Here is a 24,393-nt window from a genome sequence, read left to right as displayed (position 1 = left end):
TCCAAGTTAAGCCAAGTGGTCCTTAGAGTTCACTAAACAAATAGCCTTTTATCCAAAGATAATAAAAGTAATTTGTTTGTCTTTCGAATTTCGAAGAATGAATAGAATCAAGAGGGTTGGATAATTAAAAAGGCATTCTGTAATTTTGAAGAAAAATGGGACAGTATAGTTAGATTTAGAACGGAACAATATTTAGTATAAAACTATTTATTATATATTAATTCTTTTACGTATGATTTAACTTGTTATATGTATAATTCCCCACATTATTTTATTGATTTAGTACAATAATTGAGAGGATTTTGTAAAATTCACCATTGACCTAGATGACTTATTGTATATAAAAAGTGAACTCTAAATTATTCAATTAGGTTAATTCATTAAATAATGACTCTGAGTATGACAAGTTTAAAAAGTCGGAAGAACATTTGATTAAGTTATGGACATACCAAGGAAGATTCGTTACTGTAAGAAGGGCGATTCCTGCATTACCTTTATTATTAAGCTATTTGATTGAACTGTTTAAATCGTTTTATATTTGCATAATACTGGCTTTAAGGGTGAGATTACTGGCTTTTATAGAAGATCGAGAGGAACAAAAGACATACTTTAACATATGGATATTTTCATATAACCAGATGAATTTTAAAAGGTTAATGCATTATTTAATTATTATTCTAATATACTTTTTTATAAGAAAGGTGTTTCAAAATATGGGAGGTTTAGATTTATGTCAATTAAAAAGAAAATTTACTTAGGGTTTGGTAGTATTATGTTATTTCTACTACTTAGTTCTACCATTGCATTTGTCCAATTAAAAAGTGTTAATAACAAGTATTCATTTACTATAGAAGACAGAGTCTATAAACTTTTACAAGTCGATGCAATATTAAACGCATCTTCTTTACAAGGTCTTTACATTCGTTCTTACATACTTGATCCAAGTGATGAAACAATTAAAAACCTGGAAAAACAGGAAGAACTAATCGAAGAAAAAACTGCAGAATTAGAAAAAATAATAAAAAATCCTGAAATGCAAAAACAACTTCAAAGTATAAAAGAAAACCAAGCAAAATTTAATCAAGGTGCGCAAGATATTATCAATACATATGACAAAGAAGATGTTCAAGCTTCAATTGAAAAAATACAAGTCTTGGTGCGTCCTGCAAACGAAGGTATTCAACTTGCGGTGAATAAAATTTCTGTTTATCAAAAGGAGTTGATGGAAAAGGCGAACACGGAAGCAACTAAAATTGCAAATAATAGTTCAATGATCATTTTAGGTATTGCTATCGTAACCACAATTCTTGCTCTTCTCATTTCAGTATTTATTACTCGTTTAATTACTGTACCTATTAATAAACTAAATGCTACTGCAAAAGTTATTGCTGAGGGTGATTTAAGCGGAGAAGATATAAATGTGAAAACAAACGATGAAATTGGAGTATTAGCTGATTCATTTAATGAAATGAAAAGGAGATTACATTCAATTATTAATAATGTTGCTGCAAATGTAGAGCAGACAACGGCCGCTGCTGAACAATTAGCAGCCAGTACAGATCAAGTAGCTATCTCATCCAATGAAGTAGCCAATCGAATAGAGGTAACATCAGAGGGTGCTAATCAATCAGCTATAACGGGACGAGAAAGTGCGACCGCGATGGATGAAACTGCCCATGGTGTACAACGAATTGCAGAAGCAACACAGCTACTTAATTCAAAAGCATTAGACACACAAGTGATTGCCAATGAAGGCGGAAAAACATTACAGACCGCAGAAAACCAAATGGCTGTTATTCAACAATCTTCTCATGAGACAAATGAGCGAATTAAACAGTTAAGTGCACAATCAACAGAGATAGAAAAAATTATAAAAGTTATTACGGATATTACGGAGCAAACAAATCTTCTTGCCCTTAATGCAGCTATCGAAGCGGCACGTGCTGGTGAGCATGGAAAAGGTTTTGCAGTCGTTGCCGATGAAGTTCGGAAGCTTGCAGAAGAATCAAAGGCTTCTGCTCATCAAATTGTTGATCTAACAACATCTATTCAACAAGAAACAAATGCAGTTGAAAAGGCAGTGAGTGTCACTGTGCAAAATGTCGAAGAAGGTGTTACCTTTATCCAAAATGCCCAAGTATCATTTGATACTATTATGAAGGCCATTCAAGAAATTACTTCTCAAATTGAAGATGTTTCAGCTTCTACTGAAGAAATTTCGGCAAGTACTGAAGAAGTTGCCGCTTCAGTAAATGAAATGGCTTCTGCTGCAACTACCGCCGCAGAACAATCCGAAATGATTGCTGCAGCCGTAGAAGAACAAACAGCAACGATTCAAGAAATCAATGCTGTAGCTAAATCGTTAAGTGAAGGTGCAATGACAGTGCAAGAAGAAATTAATAAATTTAAAATATAATTAAAGGATTAAATTGGTTAGTTGCTTTATGAAAAAAATCATCCTTTTCTATTAAAAAGAAGTCCTCATTTCCATTTAAAAAGGAGATGAGGATTTTCTGTCTGTTTAAAAAAGAGAATATACCTTAAATGAAATGGCTTAATGAACAATCCCGTAATGTTTATAATCATTTCATTTCGTCTTTTTAAGGGGATAAACTATTTCCTGAAAATAATAAATCGTTACTATGTTACGACTCCCTCCAGAGCCTTGATAATCAATGGTGAAGGAGTCAGGCAGTTGAAACACCGTCGTATCTAAAATCCGAATAGGTTCGAAAGCTGAAAGGATATCTGAAGAGAGGAATTGTGTCGCACAAAGTTTTTGTGTGAGAAGGAAAGTAAAGACTTCTTGGAGAAAGGCGACAGCTGCCGGATTAAAGCGTTGATTCAATCCTTCAAAATCTATATTCCTAAATGAAAGACGCGCACATTGATTCTTTGTGCTCTTTATTTTTCATAAAAGTAAGAATAAATATTGATTTTTAGTTATATATAACTATAATAGAGTAAAGTAGCTGAAGTGATGAACGGTTGAATGGATGTAAGCTAGTAGTGAAATACCTTTGTATCACTACTTACTATAGGGGATTTTATTAGATTTTTTGCCCTCCTTATTATTATACGAAAAGCCCTCGAAACTTCTAATTGTGTATAGTCTAAAATACCTAATTCTAGAATAGCTTCAAGTTACTAACCGAATAGAAATACGAAATGGAATGTATGTATTCAAATGAAAAATAATATTATGCAAAGTTGAGGGGAAAAGATGGTCTTTTTCATAAATAAATCTAACAAATGGGATCAATATATAAATGCTTCAAAAACAGACTTACCTAAAGTAGGGGAACGAGCGAAGGAGCGCTTATCGTTCTTAGGTGTTGACCAAGAAACGCTTAATAGGGTAAAACAATCAGCGAATATATTAGCTCCTTTTAAGAAGGAAATGATTGATAAATTTTACGGAAGAATACAATCTGAACATATATTTAATCAACTTATTGTGCAACACGCCACAGTCGATCGTCTAAGAGAGAAGATAGAACAATATATCGATCAATTTTTAGAAGCGGAAGTAGATCAGCATTATATCGTGACGCGAATAAAAATAGGGGAGTACAATAGTCGAATTAATTTGACAGCAGAAAATTTTGTTGCTGCACATGATTTGCTGATTCAGATAATGACCACAATTTTAATGGAAAAACTACATCGACATCCTAAGCGTATGATAGAAAGTGTGGTTGCTGTACAAAAGCTAGCAGCCTATGACAAACAATTAATCGTTGAAGTATATATGGAAAATACGTTTAAATACTTTTTAAACGAAGTATCCGACATGTTAAATGATATGATGAGTTTAGATACAATCAAACAACTGCTTTCGAATATGCAGAAAAAGATAGATGAGACCCATAGTGTAACTGCCGCAACGGAAGAAATGAGCGCTTCTATACATGGGGTAGCAAATTATGCAGTAGAAGTAGCAGAAGGAACAGATGAGGCGGTTCATTCAGCGGAAGAAAGCGGAAAAGTCGTAGATGAAACGATGGAAGATATAAAGCAAGTCGGTCATGTATATGGAAAAATTGTAAAGAATGTAGAACAACTGAATCAAGAAATTGACTATACACAGGATATTGTGAGAATCATTAAAGAAATCGCTGATCAAACCAACTTATTAGCACTTAACGCATCCATTGAAGCGGCTCGTGCAGGGGAGCATGGACGTGGTTTTTCGGTAGTTGCTTCAGAGGTGAGAAAGCTGTCAGAGCATACGAAGGAAGAAATCGTGAAGATTATTGCTAATATGGAGTCATTGCAAAATGTATCTTTGGAAGTCATTGAAGGGATTGACCAAACGGAAAAATTAGTTGAAAAGAGTGTTGTAGGGGCAGAAAGTGCAAGTGAAGCATTAATCAGTATCGTTGAAATGATGAAAGGGATTAATGAATCAACCTCCCAAATCGCAGCGATGAGTGAAGAGCAAACCGCTACGATTGTGGACATCGCTTCACGAAATGCCAGTATCTATGATAATAGTGTGGAATCACAAGAAATATCAAAACGAACAGCAAAAACATTTTTTGAAATTAGTAATAAAATGGATACGTATCGAAAAAAATTCTTAAATATCAATGTGAAACTAACATCAAAAGATATTTTAAAAGTGGCGAAAACGGACCATTTACTATGGAAATGGCGAGTGTATAACTTAATTTTAGGCATAGGGACGATTGACTCAAAAGAAATGATTTCACATAAAGAATGTAGGCTAGGCAATTGGTATTACGGAGATTTACCTAATCATGTGAAAAGCAAAAAAACATTTAAAGACTTGGAACAACCGCATATGAAAGTACATCAAAGTGCTCAACTGGCAGTGAAATGTTTTGAAATGAATGATCCTATAGGAATAGAGAAAGCCTTTGAAGAATTAGAGAAATATTCCGAAATTGTTTTGGGTTTATTAACGGATTTAGAGAAAGAACTTTAGTAATAAATAGAAGCGCAATAATCCTTGTATTGTAAGGATTATTGCGCTTTTATAATGCTATTTTATTTGTATGTTTAAGGTAATGGCTATAGTTTATATTGTTTGACTAATGCATCTAGTTCTGTAGACAGGGTAGCTAGTTGCTCTGTTCCTTGAACGCCAGCTGATGCCTCTTTTGTAATAGCGGTAATTTCTTGAATGGAAGCATTGAATTCTTGTCCTTCTTCCGCCATACCTTGAACATTTTGCATCATACGCACTACATGATTCGCTACTTGTTGCATTGCTTCATTAATAGATTTAAATGTTTCTGTTGTTTGTTGTAATTGAGCGGATCCTTCTTGTACTTTCATAAATCCAGTAGCTAAGGATGTATTGACGTTTTGAAAATCTTGTTGAAACGTTTGAACAATCTTTGTAATTTCATCTACGGAACTTGCTATTTGTTCTGCTAAAATCCGTACTTCTTCTGCTACGATAGCGAAACCTTTCCCGTGTTAGCTTTTGTTATTAAAACGGATAGATAAAAAAGAAACTACTGCCTTTTATGGTAGCAAAGCTTTGATATTGAAGCCTTTTTTATAGTTGATAAATCTAGAACTAGAGCTACCAATGGTGCTGGACTTGGACTTACGATATGTGCTGAAATAGCAAAAATTCATGAGGCTGAATTAAAAATAGCAAGTGAAATAATAAAGGGACAACTATAAAAATATTATTTAATTAGACTTTACAACTAATTTACAACTAGTAGATAGTTTAGATAAATATCCACTATATACTTCAGTAATAGCAGGGAAATAAAATAAATACTTACAAATTCAGAAGGGAAGATATTATGAAATAAACAAAAATTTAGGATTAGCGTTAATTGGGATATTAAGTACTGGAGGTGTTACAGTTATTGCACATGCATCAACGGATTTAGTGCCAAAGAATACAGTAATGACTGAGCTGGTTGTAAACAAGACACGAACAAAGCAAGTAAACTCAAATAAATAGCACTTAATACTTTTCAAAAAAAGTTTTAAATCTGCATCACTTACAGTACACTTCTCCCTAAAATATAAATTTAATTTTGAGAAAAACCTCCATTACTTGTGGTAGGGTTCGCCACCGTTGATACTAAATTTGCTCCTCAAAGGTACGTTGTGGAATAAAAAATCCTGCATTTTAACACAGGGTGTTTAATGAAACTTTTTATAATCATACTTTTTAGTTTTAAATAAAATAATCAATCCTTTTTATAAAACTATAGCTACGAGAAAACCCCATTCCTATTGGGTATGTCGGGGGATTGAAGAAAGCAAAAACGTTCCGCTAAAGGAACATTTTTAGAAAGAATAAGGGGAAGTTAAGAATGAAAAAGTGGGGCTTTTTAATTTTTGTAATATGTTTAGGTGTGACAGTCTTTAAGATAGCACCGTTCTTTCAAGATGAAAAAGGTGAAAAAGCCTATAGCGAGAATGGTGTAGTGGAGGATAAGTTGGTTTCTGGAAATATAAAAAAAGTAGAAATTCCAGTAGAACAAATTTATCAAGGGAATTTACTTTTGGTCAACAGTAATTACCCAGTTCACAATAAAAGTATAAAATCAGATAGCATCAATTTATATGCTCGTGATGAATTGGTAAAAGGATACCGATTATTTAACAGCGAAATATATTTATCAGAAGATATAGCAAGTAAATTTTCGGATATGGTTCTGGATGCGGGAAAAGATGGAGTTTCTAGTTTTTTAATTACAAGTGGTTTTCGAGGATTTGATGAGCAAACTAAACTTTATGAAGAAATGGGTTCCAATCGTGCCTTGCCAGCAGGTTACAGCGAACACAATTTAGGATTATCGCTTGATGTTGGAAGTACCCAAGGGAAGATGGAGGTCGCACCTGAGGGAGAGTGGATTGCAGAGAACGCTTGGAAATATGGGTTTACTCTACGTTATCCAGAGGGCAAAACGGACATAACGGGAATTATGAATGAACCGTGGCATATCCGCTATGTCGGTTTACCACATAGTGTGATTATGAAAGAAAAGAATTTTGTTTTAGAGGAATACTTAGACTATCTAAAAGAAGAAAAATATATTTCTCCTACTATAAATGGTCAAAAATATGAGGTCTTTTATTATCCTGTTACTGAAAACACCACTATTAATGTGCCAGCAAATCTTCGGTATGAGGTATCTGGAAATAATATGGATGGTGTGATTGTGACAGTATATCCTGATAACGTATAGAAACTCAAGGATGTTGAGGGAGCGAAATAAACTGAACAAAATTGATGAGCGGTAATATGGTACAGGCGCTATTTGAAGCAATTAACACCTAGGAAATCCAACAAATTCCTCAGTTCTATGGATTAACTGGAAATTCTATTGGAAAGAGATATTACTACTAACGAGGAGTCATATTAATATGATAAAAAAAATAGTCACAATTGCAACACTCATGATAATTCTAATTGTTTCTGGCTGTTCCGGAAATAAACAAAACCAACAACAAAACCAACAGGAAGTACCCTCTGTCGATGATTCCCAACAGGAAGTACCCTCTGTCAATGATCCTGAAAGTATTATCGTACTTGTCAATAAAAAATATTCTTTTCCAGAAGGCTATGAACCGAAAGATCTCGTTTATCCAGATGTTGCATTTATATTTAAAGAAAAAATAGACAAAAGAATGATGAGAGAAGAAGCAGCAAAGTATCTCGAGAAAATGTTCAATGCGGCGAAAAAAATGAATATTCATCTAGCAGGTGTTTCAGCCTATCGTTCTTCTCAAACTCAAGCAACCCTATTTAATAATTATGTTGAAAAAGATGGAATCGAAAAAGCAAAAACATATAGTGCTGCTCCTGGAACAAGCGAACATCAATCAGGATTAGCAATTGACGTTAGTGGTACTAATGGATCTTGTGCAGCAGATGACTGTTTCGCGAATACAGAGGAGTCAGCATGGCTTGAAGATAACGCCCATAAATATGGATATATTATTCGCTTTCCGAAAGAAAAAGAACATATTACCGGGTATCAATATGAACCATGGCATATCCGTTATGTTGGGGTGAATTTAGCCACTGAGTTATATAATAAAGAGCTAACATTAGAAGAATATTATGATCTGCACCTGTGAGCAGAGAGAGAAAATAACAATTATTATATTTTCCAATGATATGTAGAGAAAATTAATTTAGTAGGCTCCTATTGAAGAATGGGGGCTCTTTTTTGAATTAATTGTAGTTATTGCTATATCAAGGTTTATGTTTTTTTTCTTAAAATGGATTATTAGTTTTAAAAATAATTAGTATAACTAGAAAAAATATTACATTTTACAATAAAGTTATGTATTATTGATTTTGTGTAATGGAAATATATATGAATTAAAGAAATTTTGGAGCATTATGGAACTTAAACTAATGAAAGCTTCATAACAACTTCGTTTCCTTCCATTTCTCCGGTTTCTGAAAAACCAACTTTTTGATAAAGTTTTTTTGCTACTAGATTTTCTTCAACATAATTTATTTGGATGTAGTCGAATAAGTTTTCTTGCTTCAAAAATTCAATGGCTTTAGTTAATGCTTCCTTACCATAGCCTTTTCCTTGATATGCATTTCCTAACATAAAACGCCAAATCTCTACTTTTCTATTTTCTATTCTATAGTCAAACATTATAAATCCTACAATTGTATCATCACTATAAATAGCATAGGGCTGGGCTCTATTGTAAAATACCCATGCTTGTGCCAATGATTTCATATTTGACGAAACAAAATTTTGTTGTTCTCCTACAAGTTCTAAACCAAAAACTTCTTGGTAGTTATCAGCGTTCACTTTCTCTAATCTAATCATTCTATATACCTCCAAACTTTGTTTGAAAACTTAAATATTGCTATAATTATAGCAATATTTAAAAGGATATTCATATCTTTTTTGATTGGGGTCTCTTTATATTTATTGTCATTAAAGGCATGAACCTCCTTGTTGGAGAATCATGCCCGCATAGGTTCTCATATCATACGTTATCACCAACTCATCTTTTTAAGGGCAAGCTGTAGTCTTGTATTCATTGAAATGATTAAAGACCAATAATCGTTTTAAATTTTTTAAGAGATAATGTGTAAATTAGGTACATAAAAATGCTAGTAGCCCCTGAAATGCCCCAATCGAATCGTTTCATGCTGTGTTAAAGTCTGAAACATTCTACTTAGACCATTTGAACAGTCTACCGGTCGTCGGTTCAATACCGACTACTGGTTAGGAATGCTTTTTTGATTACCGTCTTATATATCGGAGGCAGTCCCGTATAAGAGAATAGCTTTTTAATAATCTATTACTTCTTGCTTCATATAATATTCCATCACTTGATTAAGCCAATTTTGTTCATCTTCAGTGAAGGGGGATAGTGTCATATTTTCTATTTCATAAATATCCATATCCAGTTCTTCGATATTAGTGTTAGCTAGTTTTTGCATCATATTTTCACCAAGAAATGAAAACAAAGCTTCTAAATAGGTCTTAATCATCGCATGTACTTTTGGGTCTTCTACTGGTTTACCATATAATTTTCTCACTTCTTTCGTCAATTGAATAAACGTTTGATCTAAAAGGATTTTATCTTCTTCCGATTTCTTTGATAATTCTTCTGCGACATCCTTTAACATATGGCGATTCATCCATTCTTCATGTATATGTTCAGTACTCATACCGTGAATAAGACTAAATAATAAGGTGCTATCCAATTCTCCTTCTTCCTCGACTAATCTTATTACTCTTTTAATGGATTTTATGGATTGCTCGATTCGTTTTTCTTCTTTCTCTAAAGCGTGCAAATGGAGAGACAAGCTTTCATTTAAGTCAACAGAAAAGCTCGATTCATTTAACAAATTAGTGATTTTATCTAGACTATACCCTAGGAATTTTAGACTAAGAATTTTTTGTAAGTTTATCATGTCTTGATATTTGTAAATGCGATGCCCTGAAGATGGATTTTTTTCTGGTCGTAATAAACCAATCTCATCATAGTAATGTAAAGTAGGAATAGAGATTCCTGTTTTTTCTGAAAATTCCCCAATAGAAAATTTGTTATTCTTATTCATCAAAAATCCTCCCATCAAAAGTATAAGTTCATTATAAAACCTCAAGTAACTTTAGGTTCAAGACGGAATTTGAAGAATAATATTGTTCATATTCTATAATTGTATACTATTTTGCATGGGCAAATTGCATTGGGTAAAATAATATAAAAAGTAAATTTTATACTTTTAATGAAAATATAGTTATAATAAAAAGGTGATAATTATTCTTCACATTTAGGATTGTAACAGGTGATGGGGCACTGCCATTTGGTGCAGCTGTTACAGTTATGTATGTACTTCCTTAATTATATAGATTTAGCCACATCTAAATAGGTGTGGCTTTTTCTTTTGCTTTGAAAACTGCATCAAACAGTATAAAACAATCGCAGGTCACAGAGTTCACAAGGATTAGTTATTAATAGGGCGGTGTTTGTTTTTTAGCTCTTCTGGAATCTTTATAGGATTATCATAGATGCAACTAATAAAGCACAATGAAACTTTAGTTGTTTATCTTCTTTCATGTTAATATTAATATGCAAAAATATAAACAAGGTAAGAAAGAATTTCATGATTATAATCAAAGACGTGAGTAGAAAATAACATAGATGAAATTAAAGAAGGCTACTAAGTCGTATTAATCATAGGTGAAATAAACTATATCTACTTTTATCCCCAAATAGGGTACGTAAATGTTAAGGATCTTCTAATTAAAATTCAATATAGTAGCAATTTTTTCGTAATTTGCTGCTAACCCAGTTGAAGCTATACCATATACTGTGAGACTTTAAAGGTAAAAAGGCATGAGTGTTAGAATTTTTCTAACAACTTATCGAATGCAAGTTTATATTTAGGAGAGTGAATTGATAGAATGGAAAAAATATTAATCGTAGAAGACGATGTAACTATTTCAGATTTAATAAAATTAAATTTAAAAATGGTCGGTTATGAGACTTGGCAAGTTTACGATGGGATACAAGCTTTGGAAGTAATTGGAAAAGAAGGATTTGATTTAATACTTTTAGACGTTATGCTTCCTGAAATGGACGGTTTCAGCATAATAGGTAAAATAAAACATAAAGATATACCTGTAATTTTTTTAACTGCTAAAGCATCTATTGCAGATAAAGTTCAAGGTCTTAAAATGGGAGCAGATGATTATATCGTTAAACCTTTTGAATCCATAGAGCTTTTAGCGAGGGTTGAAGCGGTCTTAAGGCGTTATGGTAAAAAGAAGGATATATTGAGTTTTAAAGATTTAGAAATATATTTAGAACAAATGATTGTGAAAAAACAAGGTAATATTATAGATTTAACCTTAAAAGAATTTGAACTTATAAATCTTTTTATACGAAATAAAGGTATAGCTTTATCTAGAGAAAAAATTTTAGAAACAGTTTGGGGATATGATTATTTAGGTGAGACTAGAACTGTTGATATGCATATTCAAAAACTTAGAAAAAAACTTGATTTAGAGAAAGAAATTAAAACTGTATATAAGGTTGGTTACAGATTGGAGGATTAAATGAAGTTTTGGCAAAAAATCTTCATATATACATTATTGATATTTTTGGTCGCTTTTAATTTTGGTGCTGTTTTCATAATCCAAAACAGCTACAATTTAACCTTAAAAAGAGAAATAGATAGGTCTTTAGGTGAGCAGAGTAATATCTCAGCAGGAATGATTTATTATAATATGATTTCAGTAAAGAGTAGTAAAACTATAGATAAAGAAATTATTAAAAATTATTTGGGAAAATTCAACTCTAAAGATACGTACTTAGAGGTTTTAGATAAAAATAATAATGTAGTTTTTAGCAACATGTACTTTAACATTTCAGGAGAAAGGAAAGAACTAAAAGAGGTCTCTTCAGATGAAAGGAAATATATTATAAGGGATGTAGGAAATAAAACATTATTATTTGTAACTAGTTTGGTAAATGTACAAGGAGAAGATTTAAAGGTTTCATACATTCATGATATAACATATATTTACCAAGATAAACAAGAACAATATAGCTTTTTTATTCGATTATCCATGGGGGTATCTATAATTTTAGCTATTTGTATATATATGTTAAGTAAGCTTATTACAAGCCCTATAGATAAGCTAATAAACACTACAAGAATAATATCAAAGGGGAATTATTCAGAGAGAGTAGAAATTAATTCTAAGGACGAAATAGGGGTTTTAGCAGAAAACTTTAATGAAATGGCAGATGCTGTTGAGGAAAAAATACATCAGTTAGAAATTAATGCTGAGGAAAAACAAAGATTTATAGATAATTTAACTCATGAATTTAAAACACCCTTAACTTCTATAATTGGATATGCAGATTTTCTTCGTTCAACTGCATATAATGAAGAAATATTTATAGAAGGGTTAAACCATATATTTGAAGAGGGAAAAAGACTAGAAGAACTATCATGGAAAATGATGAGCTTAATAATGCTTAAAAAAGAAAATTTTATGATGGAAATAGAAAACATAAACAAAATACTGGTAGATATCAGATATGCTTTAAAGCCCAAATTACAGGATAAAAATATAAATTTAATTATAAGTAGTGATGAGTATCAAATTAGTGTAGAAAAAGATTTAATTAGAAATTTAATTAGAAATTTTATTGATAACTCTATTAAAGCATCAAAAGAGAATAGTAATATATATTTAAATGTTTATAAAAATAAAGAAAGTAAAGTTGTACTTGAAATAAAAGATGAAGGGATAGGGATTTCAGAAGAAGATCTACCCAAAGTTTTTGAAGCCTTTTATATGGTTGATAAATCTAGAACTAGAGCTAACAATGGTGCTGGACTTGGACTTACGATATGTGCTGAAATAGCCAAAATTCATGAGGCTGAATTAAAAATAGAAAGTGAAATAAATAAAGGGACAACTATAAAAATATTATTTAATTAGATTTTACAACTAATTTACAACTAGTAGATAGTTTAGATAAATATCCACTATATACTTCAGTAATAGCAGGGAAGTAAAATAAATACTTGCAAATACAGGAGGGAAAATATTATGAAATCACCAAAAATATTGGGATTAGCGTTAATTGGGATATTAAGTACTGGAGGTGTTACAGCTATTGCACATGCCTCAACTGATTTAGTGCCAAAGAATACAGTAATGACTGAGCAGGTTGTTGAACAAGACAATTACAAAGCAAATAAACTTAAAGAAATGGCACTTAATGCTTTTCAAAAGAATTTTAATGAAACAATAGATACGAAAAACTTTTATGAAAGAAACAATGATTTTTTTGAGATAGACGGACATAAATTTTATCTAATAGGATGGTCTAATAAAAATAGTGAATTTGTAAATGGAAATACAGCCAGTTCTTATATTGCTGTAATAGACGCTGAAACTAATGAGATAGTAAGTCTAGATTACCATCCAGGAGAACCTAAAAATCAAAATTATAAGGATTTCTCTTATGATGAAGCTAAAGATTTAGCAACTAACTTTATCAAAGAGAATAACATATTAGATGGTAAAAGCTATGAATTTTTAGAAGCACAAAGTAAGGAAGTAAATACTGCTAAAGATGCAAAAGAGGTTTGGTCCTATTATTTTTATTTTAAGTATGATGACGGAAAAACATGTTTAGTTCATGTAAATAAAGACCTTAAGAAAGTAACTTATTTTATGTTAGATGAAGGTCAAGCGCACGGATAATGTTGTTTTACGAAAACCCTTGATTAACATCATAAAATTCTTAAATTGTGACGAGATATAAGATACAAAAAGAGGCTAGATCATAACTAGCTTCGATTAGTAAGAAATCCGAATTTGAATAAATTTAAATTCGGATTTCTCTGTTTATGTTATCTCCAGATAGTTTTTGCTAATGGCTGTGAATTTTCTTATATTCACAGCCATTAATGTGAGACCCAGCGATTATTACCAGCGATTTTCCTCGTACAGAAAATTGAGTGAAACGCAAATTAGCCTTCAAGAATCCAAAAACGGATTCCACGTTAATTTTGTGTTAACGATAAATGGTCCTCGTTTTTTCTTCTGAAAGCTTTGCTCTCACCTGTTCCTTTTGCTGTTCCCACAACTCACTCACGATTAACTTACGATTTTCTTCTTTTGCTTTTGTACAGAATGAACGAAGGAGGTATTTGGAACAGTTTTCACACCTTACACTCTCGCGTGTAATCGTACTTATCCGTTTTTGTGGTACTTATTTAAATTCAAGCTAATTCCCCCGATTGCTACACTTCTACTAAACACTTCCATTGCCTGCTCTCTAATTCAGTGGATAAAGAAACAGCAGGAAAGCGTATTGAAGAACGCTCGGCTGCTGCTTGGGACATATAACGGTTTTGGCATTCTTATAATAATCACTTTTTAAATAAATTGAAAATAGCTAACTATTTGCTTCAATTTCTGCCCCTGTAAAAACAGTTTTTTCTACAAAAGCCCCTGTAGCTTGGGGATCTGTAGATAATATTTGTCCAGTAAGATGGTAAGTATTCACACCAGTAGGCGGTGAGAGGTCTACAAAGGTAAAGGTAGTAGCATTGCCATTTACAAACCCGCTATTCACTACTACATCTTCAATCAGGAAAATTGATGAAGTGAACGTAGGGTCATTTCTAAATATTTGGAGAGCAATTTGTACAAAACCTGGTGCAGGCGCACCTGTAGATACCCTTGTCTGAACTGTTCCAGTAAACCATACTCGGTCACCTAAGTCATCAATATTTAATGTGACAGTAGCTAACAGTGTTGGTAACAACGTAAGCTCAATAAAAGTAGGTATAACGATATTTTGATCAAATTCCGTCAATAGCCCGCTGCTTGCCGGAGGTTCTTTTTCTCTCTGTGGCTCTGGTGGACAAACTGCTTTTATCTTAGTATATTTTTTACATTCTTGTTCTGAACAGCATCTTTGAACGATTTTATAGGTCTTATTTCTATGCATAAACTCACCTCAAAAAGTTTCAACTTATTATCTCCATAATATGTTTTATAGGGAATTACGCTAGGGCTAATGGAGAAATTCCTTTATGAAATTTGTTAACTGCATGAAGAAGTGGATTGATTCATAGAAGGGATGTTAGCGGCTTTGATATACAGACTTACAAATGGTTCTAAATGGCAGTCGACTTTTCTTTACTTCTACTTATCTTAGAGTGTTTTAATATCCATTTCTTTCGTTTGAAGCAACCATACCAAAATGGACAAAGTGAGAAATAAATAAGCATAATCCTTAATTTATAATTTAAGTTCTTTTTAGTAATATCAAACATAAAATTTTTATAGAAGTTTGAAGAAAGGCGCCTATTAGATGCATGAAATGTCATTAATGTATGAAATCATTCAGCTTGTTTCAGAGGATGCGAAATTAAGAGGTTTTCAAAAAGTAAAACAAATCCAAGTGATTGTAGGAGATTTATCAAACGTGTTGCCAGATGCGTTAGAATGGGCATTTTTGTATTTTTGTAGAGAGAGAGCCTGTCTTCTGAATGAAGAATCACAACTAACAATTATCCGTGAAAAGGCAATATCACAATGCCAAAACTGTTTATTTCAGTTTGAACCGGACTATCGCATCGCCCTTTGTCCAAAATGCAATTTACTAGATGGCCTGATTATATCAGGAGAAACATTTCAAGTTGAATTTTATGAAGGAAGTGATTAGTTTGAAAATAAAACTTAAAGAAGAAGTATTAACCGATCTGAATGCCGCGGCAACATTTAATCGGAATTTGTTTAAAGAGAATAAAACACTAGTAATTAATTTAATGAGTTCACCTGGTGCAGGTAAGACAACCCTATTAGAAGAAACAGTTAAAAGACTAGCGGACAAGTTCAATATTGCTGTGATTGAAGGAGATTTAGCGACAGAACGAGATGCAGAAAGATTACGCTCTCTTGGAATCAAAACAGTTCAAATTAATACTGTGGGTGGTTGTCATCTAGATGCAAGAATGATTGCCAAGACTATTCCAGAATTCAACTTTGAATCTATTGATATACTCTTTATAGAAAACATTGGTAATTTAGTTTGTCCTTCTGGTTATGATTTAGGCCAAGATTATAAAGTTGTCGTTTTAAGTGTTCCAGAAGGTAATGATAAAATACCGAAATATCCTGTCATGTTTCGAAGAACCGATTTAACGATTATTAATAAAATAGATCTTTTGCCATATGTAGCTTTCAACATCGAAGAGGCGAAACAAGATTTAGCACAAATTAATCCCACCGCACAATTCAAATTAGTATCTGCAACGACAGGGGAAGGTATAGATGATTGGATTAATTGGATTAAGGATGTTTATCGTACATGTATCAAGCATTAAATGTCGTTGTGCAGGGAAAAATACAAGGTGTAGGTTTTCGTCCTTTTGTGTATGATTTATCAAAAAAGTACGACTTAAAAGGAACTGTACAAAATACCGTAGGCAGTGTATCGATTATTATAGAGGGTGAAGAAGAAAGACTACACGAGATGATACACGAATTAAAAAGTAATCCACCAAAAATATGCAACATCACGGATTTGGAAATACAAAAAATACCGCCTCATTATTACAAAGATTTCTCTATTCTTCAAAGTAAAGAAAGCAAACATCCTACGACTCTTGCTATTACTCCAGATGCTGCAATTTGTGAATTATGCTTAGAAGAAATGATGAATCCACAAAATCGCCGTTTTCAACATCCATTTATTAATTGTACTCAATGCGGTCCACGTTATACGATAATACATCGTTTTCCATATGATCGTCCTCAGACGACTATGAGTAAATTTCCGATGTGTTCAGACTGTCAAAATGAATATCATAACCCAAATAATCGACGGCACCATGCACAACCAATTTGTTGCCCTAATTGTGGACCAACATTGAATTTACTAAATACAAAAGGTGAGTTAATAGCGCATAACCTTTTCGCAATCGCCAAAACCACAGAGTTATTGAAACTCGGGAAAATCATTTCCGTTAAAGGAATAGGCGGTTATCATCTTGTTTGTGATGCCACCCAAGAAAAAGGAATAGATTTACTACGGAATCGAAAAAAACGTCCTCAAAAGCCATTCGCCATAATGGTAAAATCACTAGAAGTCGCGCGGAAATTTTGTTATGTAACATCTGATGAAGCCGCATTATTAACAAGTTCAGCAAATCCTATCGTTTTATTGGAAATGAAGAAAGAAAATTTATTACCACTTAATATTGCTCCTGGATTAACCAAGCTTGGAGTTATGTTACCCTATACACCTATTCATCATCTGTTATTTGATACGCCAGAACTGGAATGTCTAATTATGACAAGTGCCAACAGAAGTGGCTCTCCCATTTATTACAAAGATTCAGATTATGACGGGTTGAGTGAACTTAGTGATTATATCTTAACGCATAATCGTGAAATTGCACATCCAATTGATGATTCAGTAATACAACATAATGGAGAGAATACGGTCATTATTAGAAGTGCTAGAGGTTTCGCACCTGAAGTAATTGAATCCAATATGAATGTTTCAAATATTATTGCTCTTGGTGGAAATCAAAGAAACGCATTTGCTATAGGGGGTCAAAAAGGTCTAATACTTAGTCCGCAAATTGGAGATTTAGAAAATGAGGAAATGATGAATAGCTTGAACAAACAGCTTCAATCTTTTAAAGAATGGTACACTGTTGACGAAAAATATATCGCCGTTGATATGCATCCTTTATATGCAACTACTACACTGGCAAAACAATCGAAAAGTGAAGTAATACCGATTCAACATCATCACGCTCATCACGTATCTTGTATGGCAGAACATAATCTCAAAGAACCATGTTTGGGTATTATTTTAGATGGTACTGGTTACGGTAATGACGGTCATATTTGGGGATTTGAATTTTTATATGGAGATGCAAAAAGAATCAGAAGATTAGGCCATTTAAAGTACACACCTTTACCTGGAAGTGAAAAGGCAGTTAAAGAACCGTGGCGAAATGCAGTTGGGATGATTGTTTCATCTTTGAAAGAAGAAGGAAATAGATTTGCTACACAACTTTTCCCTGAAAAATCAAACGAAATTCTTGTCATAGAACAAATGATTATAAAACAATTAAATACAGCAATGGCAGGAACTTGTGGACGCTTATTTGATGCGGTTAGTGCAATATTGGGCATCTGTACAAGTTCTACTTATGAGGGAGAAGCAGCAATCAAGTTATCTGATTACTTAACTCGTGACACAATGAATAAATCAACGAAGGATATGTATTCCTTCGAAATTATAGAAAATCCTCAAGAATTTGTACTTGATATGAGTGCTATGATACGTCAAATAGTCATTGATAAATTAGAACAAAAACCTATTGTCCTAATCATCCAAAAGTTCCATCAAACGATTGTTGAAAGTTGCGTTAAAATGATTGTATTAATTGTGAAAAAATCCCCTGTTTTAAATAGAAATGTCGTTCTTTCGGGTGGCTCGTTCCAAAATAACTATTTGTCAATTGAAATAACGAATAAGCTTCGTGAGGAAGGGTTTCAAGTATATACACATCAAAAGATTCCATGTCATGATGGTGGCTTAGCTATAGGACAACTTTTAATTGCTGCACATAAAATTATAGATAAAAATAGTTAGGAGAGACTTGAAACAATGTGTATAGGGGTTCCTGCTAAAGTAATAAAAATAAAAGCGGAGAAAGCATTAGTGGATGTAATGGGATCAAAGATGTTTGTTGGAATCGTTTTTGTACCAGAAGTTCAATTAAACGATTTTGTTTTGTTACATGCTGGGCAAGCCATGACTATAGTTGATGAGAAATTTGCAAAAGAGAGTATGGAAGAATGGAGGAATATAATGAATGGAACATCTGATACATTTATCTAATCCTATTATTCTACGAAAATCTTTGGAAGCAGTCATTCAACTTGCTGAGCAATATAAGAAAGAAAAAGGTAGAATCCCTGTACTGATGGAAGTATGTGGTTCACATACAATGGCTTTTGCAAAAACTGGTATTAAAACAAGACTGAAAGATCATGTTCGTTTAATTGCAGGACCAGGATGTCCAGTTTGTGTAACAGATCAAAAATCCATAGATACCATGATAGAATTATCACGAGATACCAATCGCATTCTTTGTACATTTGGTGATATGGTGCGTGTCCCAGGATCAAAGTTTTCTTTAATGGAGGCAAAAACAGAAGGCAAGGATATACGAGTTGTGTACTCCCCGTTAGACAGTATTAAAATTGCAGAAGAGAATCCAGAAAAAGAAGTCATTTTTTTAGGTATTGGTTTTGAAACGACTATACCTATTCTTGTGGCAACTATTCAGGAGGCAGAAAAAAAGGGATTAACAAATTACACTATTTGGATGACAACGAAATTAGTGGAGCCTATACTAAGGACGCTACTTAATGGCAAAGAGATTAATATAGATGGTTTTTTATTACCTGGTCATGTTTCTGTGGTGACAGGAAAGAATAGTTTTGATTTTTTAGTAAAAGAGTACGGTATTTCTGGTGTAATAACAGGGTTTGAACCAGTTGAATTGTTAAGAGCGATTTATAAACTATTACAGCAATTATTAAGCGGAAAAAATGAAATTATTAATGATTATAAATATATGGTCAAAAATGACGGAAATATAGTCGCGAAAAAGTTGATGGAAAAATATTTAGATTACCACGATGAAGCATGGCGCGGTATAGGCGTAATTCAAAACAGTGGCTTCATTTTAAAACCTGAATATGCGATATTCGATGCAAAGAAAAAGTTTCATGTGTCTGTTGAAGAGCCGCGAAAAACAAAATGCCGCTGCGGTGAAATTATTCAAGGGATAATAACACCTGAGGAATGTATCCTATTTAGTAAAGGGTGTACACCATTATTTCCAATTGGTCCTTGTATGGTTTCGGCAGAAGGTACTTGTGCAGCACATTACCAATATATGAAGGAGGGATAATTTGGTGCAGCGTATTAGTTTAACACATGGAGAAGGTGGCGAGTTAACTCATCGGTTAATTAAAGATGTTTTTATCGAATCTTTTGGTAATCTTCAGCACACACAACTTGATGCAGCAATCATTAAATTAAACGCTTCAAAATTAGCAGTTACAACAGATTGTTACGTTGTAAAACCCTTATTTTTCCCAGGTGGAGATATTGGTAAGCTTGCTATTACGGGAACAGTCAATGACTTAGCAGTAAGTGGTGCAACACCTCAAGCTATTACTGCAGGTTTTATTCTTGAAGAAGGATTTCCAATAAGGCAATTAAAACTTATCGTTAAAAGTATGGCGGAAGAAGCCAAAAATGCAGGTGTGTCAATTATAGCTGGTGACACGAAAGTAGTAGAAAAGGGAAGTGTTGATGGATTATTTATTAACACAACCGGAATTGGTTTTATAAAAGAAACACATCAATTGTATCCAGAAAATATAAGCGTGGGCGATATGGTAATTGTAAGTGGAACAGTTGGAGACCATGGTATTGCTATCGTATCTGCACGCGAGGAATTGGGTTTGATGACAGATGTACAAAGTGACTGTGCTTCATTAAATCATTTACTACAAGAGCTTTTAGAGCAAGTGGATGGGATTCGTGTAATGCGTGATCCTACACGTGGTGGTGTATCAACGGCACTTGTCGAACTATGTGAAGAATTGCATTGTACAATTGAAATAGAAGACCGTTCAATTCCTATTCGGCAAGAGGTAGAAGGAGCATGCGATATTTTAGGTTTTGACCCACTCTATCTTGCTAATGAAGGTAAAGTATTGCTGATTGTTGACAAAAATCAAATAGATTGTGTTTTAGATATCCTACAAAATCACGAACTAGGCAAAGATGCAAAAGTAATTGGCCAAATTACTGAATGTCAAAAAGAAGAGGGGAAGGTGTTATTAAAAACACCTATAGGTTCTACAAGACGTCTTTTCCGTCTTTCAGGCCTGCTATTACCTAGAATTTGTTAATGAAAATAAACATGAAGCATAAAATGTGTGGAGTCTCTCTAATTAGGAGGAAAACATGCAAAATATCGAGATGCTTCGATGGCAGTTGAACAGCCTTGTTTCACAAGTACAACAAGATATTTATACACTTTCTACAACTAATCAATCATCAATAACCCCTGTAATTCTTCAAAGGTTATGGGATACAACTTCTAGTATCCATTTCATTGGTGAATTACTTGTCAATCAAGCTTTAAATTGTTACCAGCCAATATCTGATAATTCACAAATAATTTCTGTAAACAGTACCCCTAAAAACACTCAAGTGCCACCTACTACACCTCAATCGCCAAATCAATCCATTCCACATTTAAACGGACGTAATTTTACAATAGGAGAATTAGCAAATTTCAATGGTAAAAATGGAAATCCTGCTTATGTTGCTGTCAACGGCACTGTTTATGATATCACCAATAATCGAGCATGGGCAGCAGCGACCCACTTTGGTTTACTAGCTGGTAAAGAATATTCACAAGAATTTGCTTCATGTCATGCTGGACAACAATCTATTTTAACAACTCTACCTGTTGTGGGGAGGTTATATCTTGAATAAGCTTATTTTACCGCCGGAAGATTTAAGTAATGAAGCTATTTCAAAAAGGTTAACGACAAATGCGTTAAATTATGTGAACAATGGACTGATTAACAAAAAGAATCTTGTGTATTTAGAACTGAATGGTTGTTCAGGAAATATTATATCTTTGTTAAACGGGCAAAATCCAGACTTTGAATACGCTTTTACATCAATGGTTAATATTCTTTACAGTAATTCGTTAATGGTTTCGGAGGGTGAAAAAGCTATTGCAAAATTAATGAACGCACTAGAAGGAGATTATATTTTAGCCGTTGAAGGGGCAGTAGCCTTAAAAAATAATGGTCTTTACAACATCATTGGTAGTTGGAAAGGAAAACCGTTAACAGGACTAGAAGCAATCAAGTTGTTAGGAGAAAAAGCATCACACATATTGGCAGTCGGTGCATGTGCTACACATGGTGGAGTGTCAGCAGCAAAACCAAACCCATCTGAATCAGTAGGTATAAACAAAGTTCTAACAAATAAAAAAATGATAATGTTACCTGGTTGTCCTGTACACCCAGATTGGTTTTTAGGAACCTTAGCCCATCTTTTATTATATGGGGAGCCAGATACAGATAGCTTAAACCGCCCATTGATGTTTTATAGTACGCTTATTCATGACCGTTGCCCAAGAAGACCGTTTTTTGATCGGGGAATTTTTGCGGAGAAATTAAGTGATAAAACTTGCTTATTCAAACTTGGATGTCGTGGCCCAGTAACGAGAACGGATTGTCCGACAAGGCAATGGAACGGGCACGTAAATTGGCCAATTGGGGATGATACACCTTGTATTGGGTGTGCGCAATTTGGTTTTCCAGATGCGATGGCTCCTTTTATTAGCTTTGACACAACGAGAGTGGTAAAAGATGAATAAAAGAATTATCATAAATCCTTTGACACGTATTAGTGGTTTTTTAGAAATTGACGTTCGGATTGAAAACAATGTAGTTGTGGATGCAAAAACAAAAGGAAACTTATTTCGAGGATTTGAACAAATGTTAGTAGGTAGGAGTCCTTTTGATGCGGTTTACTTTACACAACGAATATGTGGAATTTGTTCAGCGGCTCATTCTATGGCTTCCTCACTGGCTTTAGAAGATGCACTAAAAATTGAGCCTATGGAACAAGGACGCTATTTACGAGACATCATTCATTGCTGTGAGTTTTTACAAAATCACATTCGTCATTTTTATCAATATACTGTTCCGGATTTTGTTAAATTAGGTCAAAATACACTCTTAGAAACGGATCATCATGATTTTCGATTAGCTAAAGAAATGAATAATCGGATTGCACAGCATTATTTAGATTCACTCGCTATCAGTCGTTCAGCACACCAAATGTTAGCGGTATTAGGAGGGAAAGCACCACATAATCATGGGGTGTTTATCGGTGGTATTACAACAAAAGCAACATCTGAGAAGGTAGTATTGATTGATTCACTATTACAAAAAATTGTAGAATTTATAGACGAAAAAATGATTCCTGACGTTTATGATATTGCTCATTATTACCCCGAATATTTTAAACTAGGTGGAGGGTACGGTAACTTACTATCTTATGGTTCATTTCATAATTATAAAGAGTTAGGAACACTGTATACGAATCCACTTGTTCTATCAAATAAAGGACTAGAAGTGTTTAACGAAAATAATATAGAAGAAAAAATAGATTATTCTTATTACAAGTTGTCAGAGAAAACTGATAAACAAAATCAATTGGCTCTAGAACCAGACATGGATAAAAAAGGGGCATATTCTTGGGTGAAGGCACCACGATATAATGGACTTCCTTTTGAAGTAGGACCACTAGCAAGACTAATTTTAAGTGGAAATTATATAAATCGTATTTCAGCAATGGACCGTACAATTGCCAGAGCATTAGAAACAAAGAAAATTGCAGAAATTATGAAAATATTACTGAAACAAATTATACCGGATGTGGAAATGCAGCAAAAATACGACCTCCCTTTATCAGCATCTGGTAGGGGACTAGTAGATACTACAAGAGGAGCATTAGGGCATTGGCTAGAGATTAAAAATCAGAAAATTTCCTTCTATCAAATTATAACACCATCAACATGGGATTTTTCAACCCGAGATGAGAATGGTTATAGAGGAGTAGCTGAAGAAGCGCTAATTGGTACACCGATAGCCAATCCCGATGAACCAGTTGAGATTGGCAGAATACTACGTTCTTTCGACCCGTGCATGTCATGTGCAACACATGTATACAGCCCCGGAAAAAAAGTGAAAACTATACAGGTGTTCTAATGGAAAAAGTTATCGTACTTGGTATTGGAAATCGGTTAATGATGGATGATGGGATTGGCATTTATTTAGTAGAAGAAATGATGCGAGATGCAAGTGCACAAAATATCCAGTATATTATCGGAGAGTCAGACATCGACTATTGTATTCAACAAATCGAAAATGCAACGTTTGTTATTATAATAGATTGTACCATTACAGGTGGGCAACCAGGAGAGATAACAATTCATTCATTAGATTATCTTGTTGTATCTCGTTCATTCGACTTTTCAGTTCATAATCTTCATTTATTCCAAGTATTGTATCAATTGAGAAATCAAATTAAAGGTTATCTAATTGGAATTGAGCCATATAAAATATCATTTAATTTTGGATTAAGCAAAGTCATAGAAAATAAAAGAAATGAAATCGAAAAAAATGTAAAAGAAGTGATTCAACAGTTAATCAACATAGCATAGAGACCACTCTATTAATGGTGGTCTCTATGCTATTTAGTAAGCGGAAAAGGAGACTTTGGACGACC

Annotated in this window: 19 protein-coding genes and 4 pseudogenes; 17 read left to right on the top strand and 6 right to left on the bottom strand. The window is 33.4% G+C overall.

Translation table 11 applies throughout. The features are described from left to right. The first annotated feature begins 730 nt into the window (after positions 1-730). On the top strand, positions 731-2,416 hold the full coding sequence (locus tag LS41612_RS15310; RefSeq protein ID WP_024363284.1) for a methyl-accepting chemotaxis protein: 1,686 nt from the start codon (positions 731-733) through the stop codon (positions 2,414-2,416). 228 nt (positions 2,417-2,644) lie between these two features. Here the strand turns inward: LS41612_RS15310 and LS41612_RS15305 are convergent. Further along, positions 2,645-2,854 (bottom strand): annotated as a pseudogene (locus LS41612_RS15305) (IS4 family transposase); the annotation flags it as partial. Between the two features lie 369 nt (positions 2,855-3,223). Here LS41612_RS15305 and LS41612_RS15300 point away from each other — a divergent pair. Further along, positions 3,224-4,951 carry a methyl-accepting chemotaxis protein gene (locus tag LS41612_RS15300; RefSeq protein ID WP_024363285.1) on the top strand — a complete coding sequence of 576 codons (1,728 nt, stop codon included), beginning with the start codon at positions 3,224-3,226 and terminating at the stop codon, positions 4,949-4,951. 86 nt (positions 4,952-5,037) lie between these two features. On the opposite strand, the pseudogene LS41612_RS15295 reads toward LS41612_RS15300, so the two are convergent. Continuing rightward, positions 5,038-5,436: pseudogene (locus tag LS41612_RS15295) on the bottom strand (methyl-accepting chemotaxis protein); the annotation flags it as partial. 875 nt (positions 5,437-6,311) lie between these two features. Here LS41612_RS15295 and vanY point away from each other — a divergent pair. Both vanY and LS41612_RS15285 read left to right on the top strand, forming a co-directional pair. Beyond that, positions 6,312-7,245: pseudogene (gene vanY, locus LS41612_RS15290) on the top strand (VanY-A/VanY-F/VanY-M family D-Ala-D-Ala carboxypeptidase). A 126-nt stretch (positions 7,246-7,371) separates the two neighbouring features. Next, positions 7,372-8,085 (top strand): M15 family metallopeptidase, encoded by a 714-nt coding sequence (locus tag LS41612_RS15285; RefSeq protein WP_229389796.1) that lies wholly within the window; start codon positions 7,372-7,374, stop codon positions 8,083-8,085. Between the two features lie 275 nt (positions 8,086-8,360). On the opposite strand, the gene LS41612_RS15280 is transcribed toward LS41612_RS15285, so the two are convergent. Continuing rightward, complete coding sequence (locus LS41612_RS15280; RefSeq protein ID WP_024363288.1) at positions 8,361-8,801, bottom strand: GNAT family N-acetyltransferase; 441 nt, start codon at positions 8,799-8,801, stop codon at positions 8,361-8,363. Between the two features lie 470 nt (positions 8,802-9,271). Further along, positions 9,272-10,048: a MerR family transcriptional regulator gene (locus tag LS41612_RS15275; protein ID WP_024363289.1), complete on the bottom strand. Its 777-nt coding sequence runs from the start codon at positions 10,046-10,048 to the stop codon at positions 9,272-9,274. A gap of 847 nt (positions 10,049-10,895) precedes the next feature. On the opposite strand from LS41612_RS15275, the gene LS41612_RS15270 reads away from it, so the two are divergent. The 3 genes from LS41612_RS15270 (at position 10,896) to LS41612_RS15260 (ending at position 13,718) form a co-directional block, all read left to right on the top strand. Continuing rightward, the gene (locus LS41612_RS15270) at positions 10,896-11,549 is read left to right on the top strand and encodes a response regulator transcription factor (protein WP_024363290.1); all 654 of its coding nucleotides are present in this window, start codon (positions 10,896-10,898) and stop codon (positions 11,547-11,549) included. After that, positions 11,550-12,947: a sensor histidine kinase gene (locus LS41612_RS15265; RefSeq protein WP_024363291.1), complete on the top strand. Its 1,398-nt coding sequence runs from the start codon at positions 11,550-11,552 to the stop codon at positions 12,945-12,947. Between the two features lie 111 nt (positions 12,948-13,058). Then, on the top strand, positions 13,059-13,718 hold the full coding sequence (locus LS41612_RS15260; RefSeq protein WP_024363292.1) for a hypothetical protein: 660 nt from the start codon (positions 13,059-13,061) through the stop codon (positions 13,716-13,718). A gap of 144 nt (positions 13,719-13,862) precedes the next feature. Here LS41612_RS15260 and LS41612_RS23555 read toward each other — a convergent pair. Then, positions 13,863-14,181 (bottom strand): annotated as a pseudogene (locus tag LS41612_RS23555) (transposase); the annotation flags it as partial. 234 nt (positions 14,182-14,415) lie between these two features. Then, complete coding sequence (locus tag LS41612_RS15250) at positions 14,416-14,973, bottom strand: hypothetical protein (protein ID WP_024363293.1); 558 nt, start codon at positions 14,971-14,973, stop codon at positions 14,416-14,418. 366 nt (positions 14,974-15,339) lie between these two features. On the opposite strand from LS41612_RS15250, the gene LS41612_RS15245 reads away from it, so the two are divergent. Genes LS41612_RS15245 through LS41612_RS15200 form a run of 10 tightly spaced genes read left to right on the top strand, consistent with a single transcriptional unit; the run spans position 15,340 to position 24,328 of the window. Further along, positions 15,340-15,693 carry a hydrogenase maturation nickel metallochaperone HypA/HybF gene (locus tag LS41612_RS15245; RefSeq protein ID WP_024363294.1) on the top strand — a complete coding sequence of 118 codons (354 nt, stop codon included), beginning with the start codon at positions 15,340-15,342 and terminating at the stop codon, positions 15,691-15,693. A gap of 1 nt (position 15,694) precedes the next feature. Next, a complete protein-coding gene (gene hypB, locus LS41612_RS15240; protein ID WP_024363295.1) occupies positions 15,695-16,354 on the top strand; it encodes a hydrogenase nickel incorporation protein HypB in 660 nt (219 codons plus the stop codon). Beyond that, positions 16,339-18,642, top strand: a complete 2,304-nt coding sequence (gene hypF, locus LS41612_RS15235) for a carbamoyltransferase HypF (RefSeq protein ID WP_024363296.1) — start codon at positions 16,339-16,341, stop codon at positions 18,640-18,642. The genes hypB and hypF overlap by 16 nt, the downstream gene beginning before the upstream one ends. 15 nt (positions 18,643-18,657) lie before the next feature. After that, complete coding sequence (locus tag LS41612_RS15230) at positions 18,658-18,891, top strand: HypC/HybG/HupF family hydrogenase formation chaperone (RefSeq protein ID WP_024363297.1); 234 nt, start codon at positions 18,658-18,660, stop codon at positions 18,889-18,891. Next, on the top strand, positions 18,866-19,972 hold the full coding sequence (gene hypD, locus LS41612_RS15225; RefSeq protein WP_024363298.1) for a hydrogenase formation protein HypD: 1,107 nt from the start codon (positions 18,866-18,868) through the stop codon (positions 19,970-19,972). Before LS41612_RS15230 ends, hypD begins: the two co-directional genes overlap by 26 nt. A gap of 4 nt (positions 19,973-19,976) precedes the next feature. Then, positions 19,977-20,984 carry a hydrogenase expression/formation protein HypE gene (gene hypE / locus LS41612_RS15220; RefSeq protein ID WP_024363299.1) on the top strand — a complete coding sequence of 336 codons (1,008 nt, stop codon included), beginning with the start codon at positions 19,977-19,979 and terminating at the stop codon, positions 20,982-20,984. Positions 20,985-21,039: 55 nt separating this feature from the next. Then, on the top strand, positions 21,040-21,576 hold the full coding sequence (locus LS41612_RS15215) for a cytochrome b5 domain-containing protein (protein ID WP_024363300.1): 537 nt from the start codon (positions 21,040-21,042) through the stop codon (positions 21,574-21,576). Continuing rightward, on the top strand, positions 21,569-22,474 hold the full coding sequence (locus LS41612_RS15210) for a hydrogenase small subunit (protein WP_024363301.1): 906 nt from the start codon (positions 21,569-21,571) through the stop codon (positions 22,472-22,474). The genes LS41612_RS15215 and LS41612_RS15210 overlap by 8 nt, the downstream gene beginning before the upstream one ends. Next, on the top strand, positions 22,467-23,873 hold the full coding sequence (locus LS41612_RS15205) for a nickel-dependent hydrogenase large subunit (protein WP_024363302.1): 1,407 nt from the start codon (positions 22,467-22,469) through the stop codon (positions 23,871-23,873). Before LS41612_RS15210 ends, LS41612_RS15205 begins: the two co-directional genes overlap by 8 nt. Further along, on the top strand, positions 23,873-24,328 hold the full coding sequence (locus LS41612_RS15200) for a hydrogenase maturation protease (RefSeq protein WP_024363303.1): 456 nt from the start codon (positions 23,873-23,875) through the stop codon (positions 24,326-24,328). Before LS41612_RS15205 ends, LS41612_RS15200 begins: the two co-directional genes overlap by 1 nt. Positions 24,329-24,393 lie beyond the last annotated feature (65 nt).

Origin of the sequence: Lysinibacillus sphaericus, from assembly GCF_002982115.1 — a bacterium.
GTDB lineage: Bacteria > Bacillota > Bacilli > Bacillales_A > Planococcaceae > Lysinibacillus > Lysinibacillus sphaericus.
This window is presented reverse-complemented; position numbering and strand designations above follow the sequence as displayed.

Excerpts from the sequence above, each read along its gene's own strand:
- LS41612_RS15310 (WP_024363284.1), top strand. The coding sequence starts at position 731 with ATGTCAATTAAAAAGAAAATTTACTTAGGGTTTGGTAGTATTATGTTA.
- LS41612_RS15300 (WP_024363285.1), top strand. The coding sequence starts at position 3,224 with ATGGTCTTTTTCATAAATAAATCTAACAAATGGGATCAATATATAAAT.
- LS41612_RS15280 (WP_024363288.1), bottom strand. The coding sequence starts at position 8,801 with ATGATTAGATTAGAGAAAGTGAACGCTGATAACTACCAAGAAGTTTTT.
- LS41612_RS15275 (WP_024363289.1), bottom strand. The coding sequence starts at position 10,048 with ATGAATAAGAATAACAAATTTTCTATTGGGGAATTTTCAGAAAAAACA.
- LS41612_RS15270 (WP_024363290.1), top strand. The coding sequence starts at position 10,896 with ATGGAAAAAATATTAATCGTAGAAGACGATGTAACTATTTCAGATTTA.
- LS41612_RS15265 (WP_024363291.1), top strand. The coding sequence starts at position 11,550 with ATGAAGTTTTGGCAAAAAATCTTCATATATACATTATTGATATTTTTG.
- LS41612_RS15260 (WP_024363292.1), top strand. The coding sequence starts at position 13,059 with ATGAAATCACCAAAAATATTGGGATTAGCGTTAATTGGGATATTAAGT.
- LS41612_RS15250 (WP_024363293.1), bottom strand. The coding sequence starts at position 14,973 with ATGCATAGAAATAAGACCTATAAAATCGTTCAAAGATGCTGTTCAGAA.
- LS41612_RS15245 (WP_024363294.1), top strand. The coding sequence starts at position 15,340 with ATGCATGAAATGTCATTAATGTATGAAATCATTCAGCTTGTTTCAGAG.
- hypF (WP_024363296.1), top strand. The coding sequence starts at position 16,339 with ATGTATCAAGCATTAAATGTCGTTGTGCAGGGAAAAATACAAGGTGTA.
- LS41612_RS15230 (WP_024363297.1), top strand. The coding sequence starts at position 18,658 with ATGTGTATAGGGGTTCCTGCTAAAGTAATAAAAATAAAAGCGGAGAAA.
- hypD (WP_024363298.1), top strand. The coding sequence starts at position 18,866 with ATGGAACATCTGATACATTTATCTAATCCTATTATTCTACGAAAATCT.
- LS41612_RS15215 (WP_024363300.1), top strand. The coding sequence starts at position 21,040 with ATGCAAAATATCGAGATGCTTCGATGGCAGTTGAACAGCCTTGTTTCA.
- LS41612_RS15205 (WP_024363302.1), top strand. The coding sequence starts at position 22,467 with ATGAATAAAAGAATTATCATAAATCCTTTGACACGTATTAGTGGTTTT.
- LS41612_RS15200 (WP_024363303.1), top strand. The coding sequence starts at position 23,873 with ATGGAAAAAGTTATCGTACTTGGTATTGGAAATCGGTTAATGATGGAT.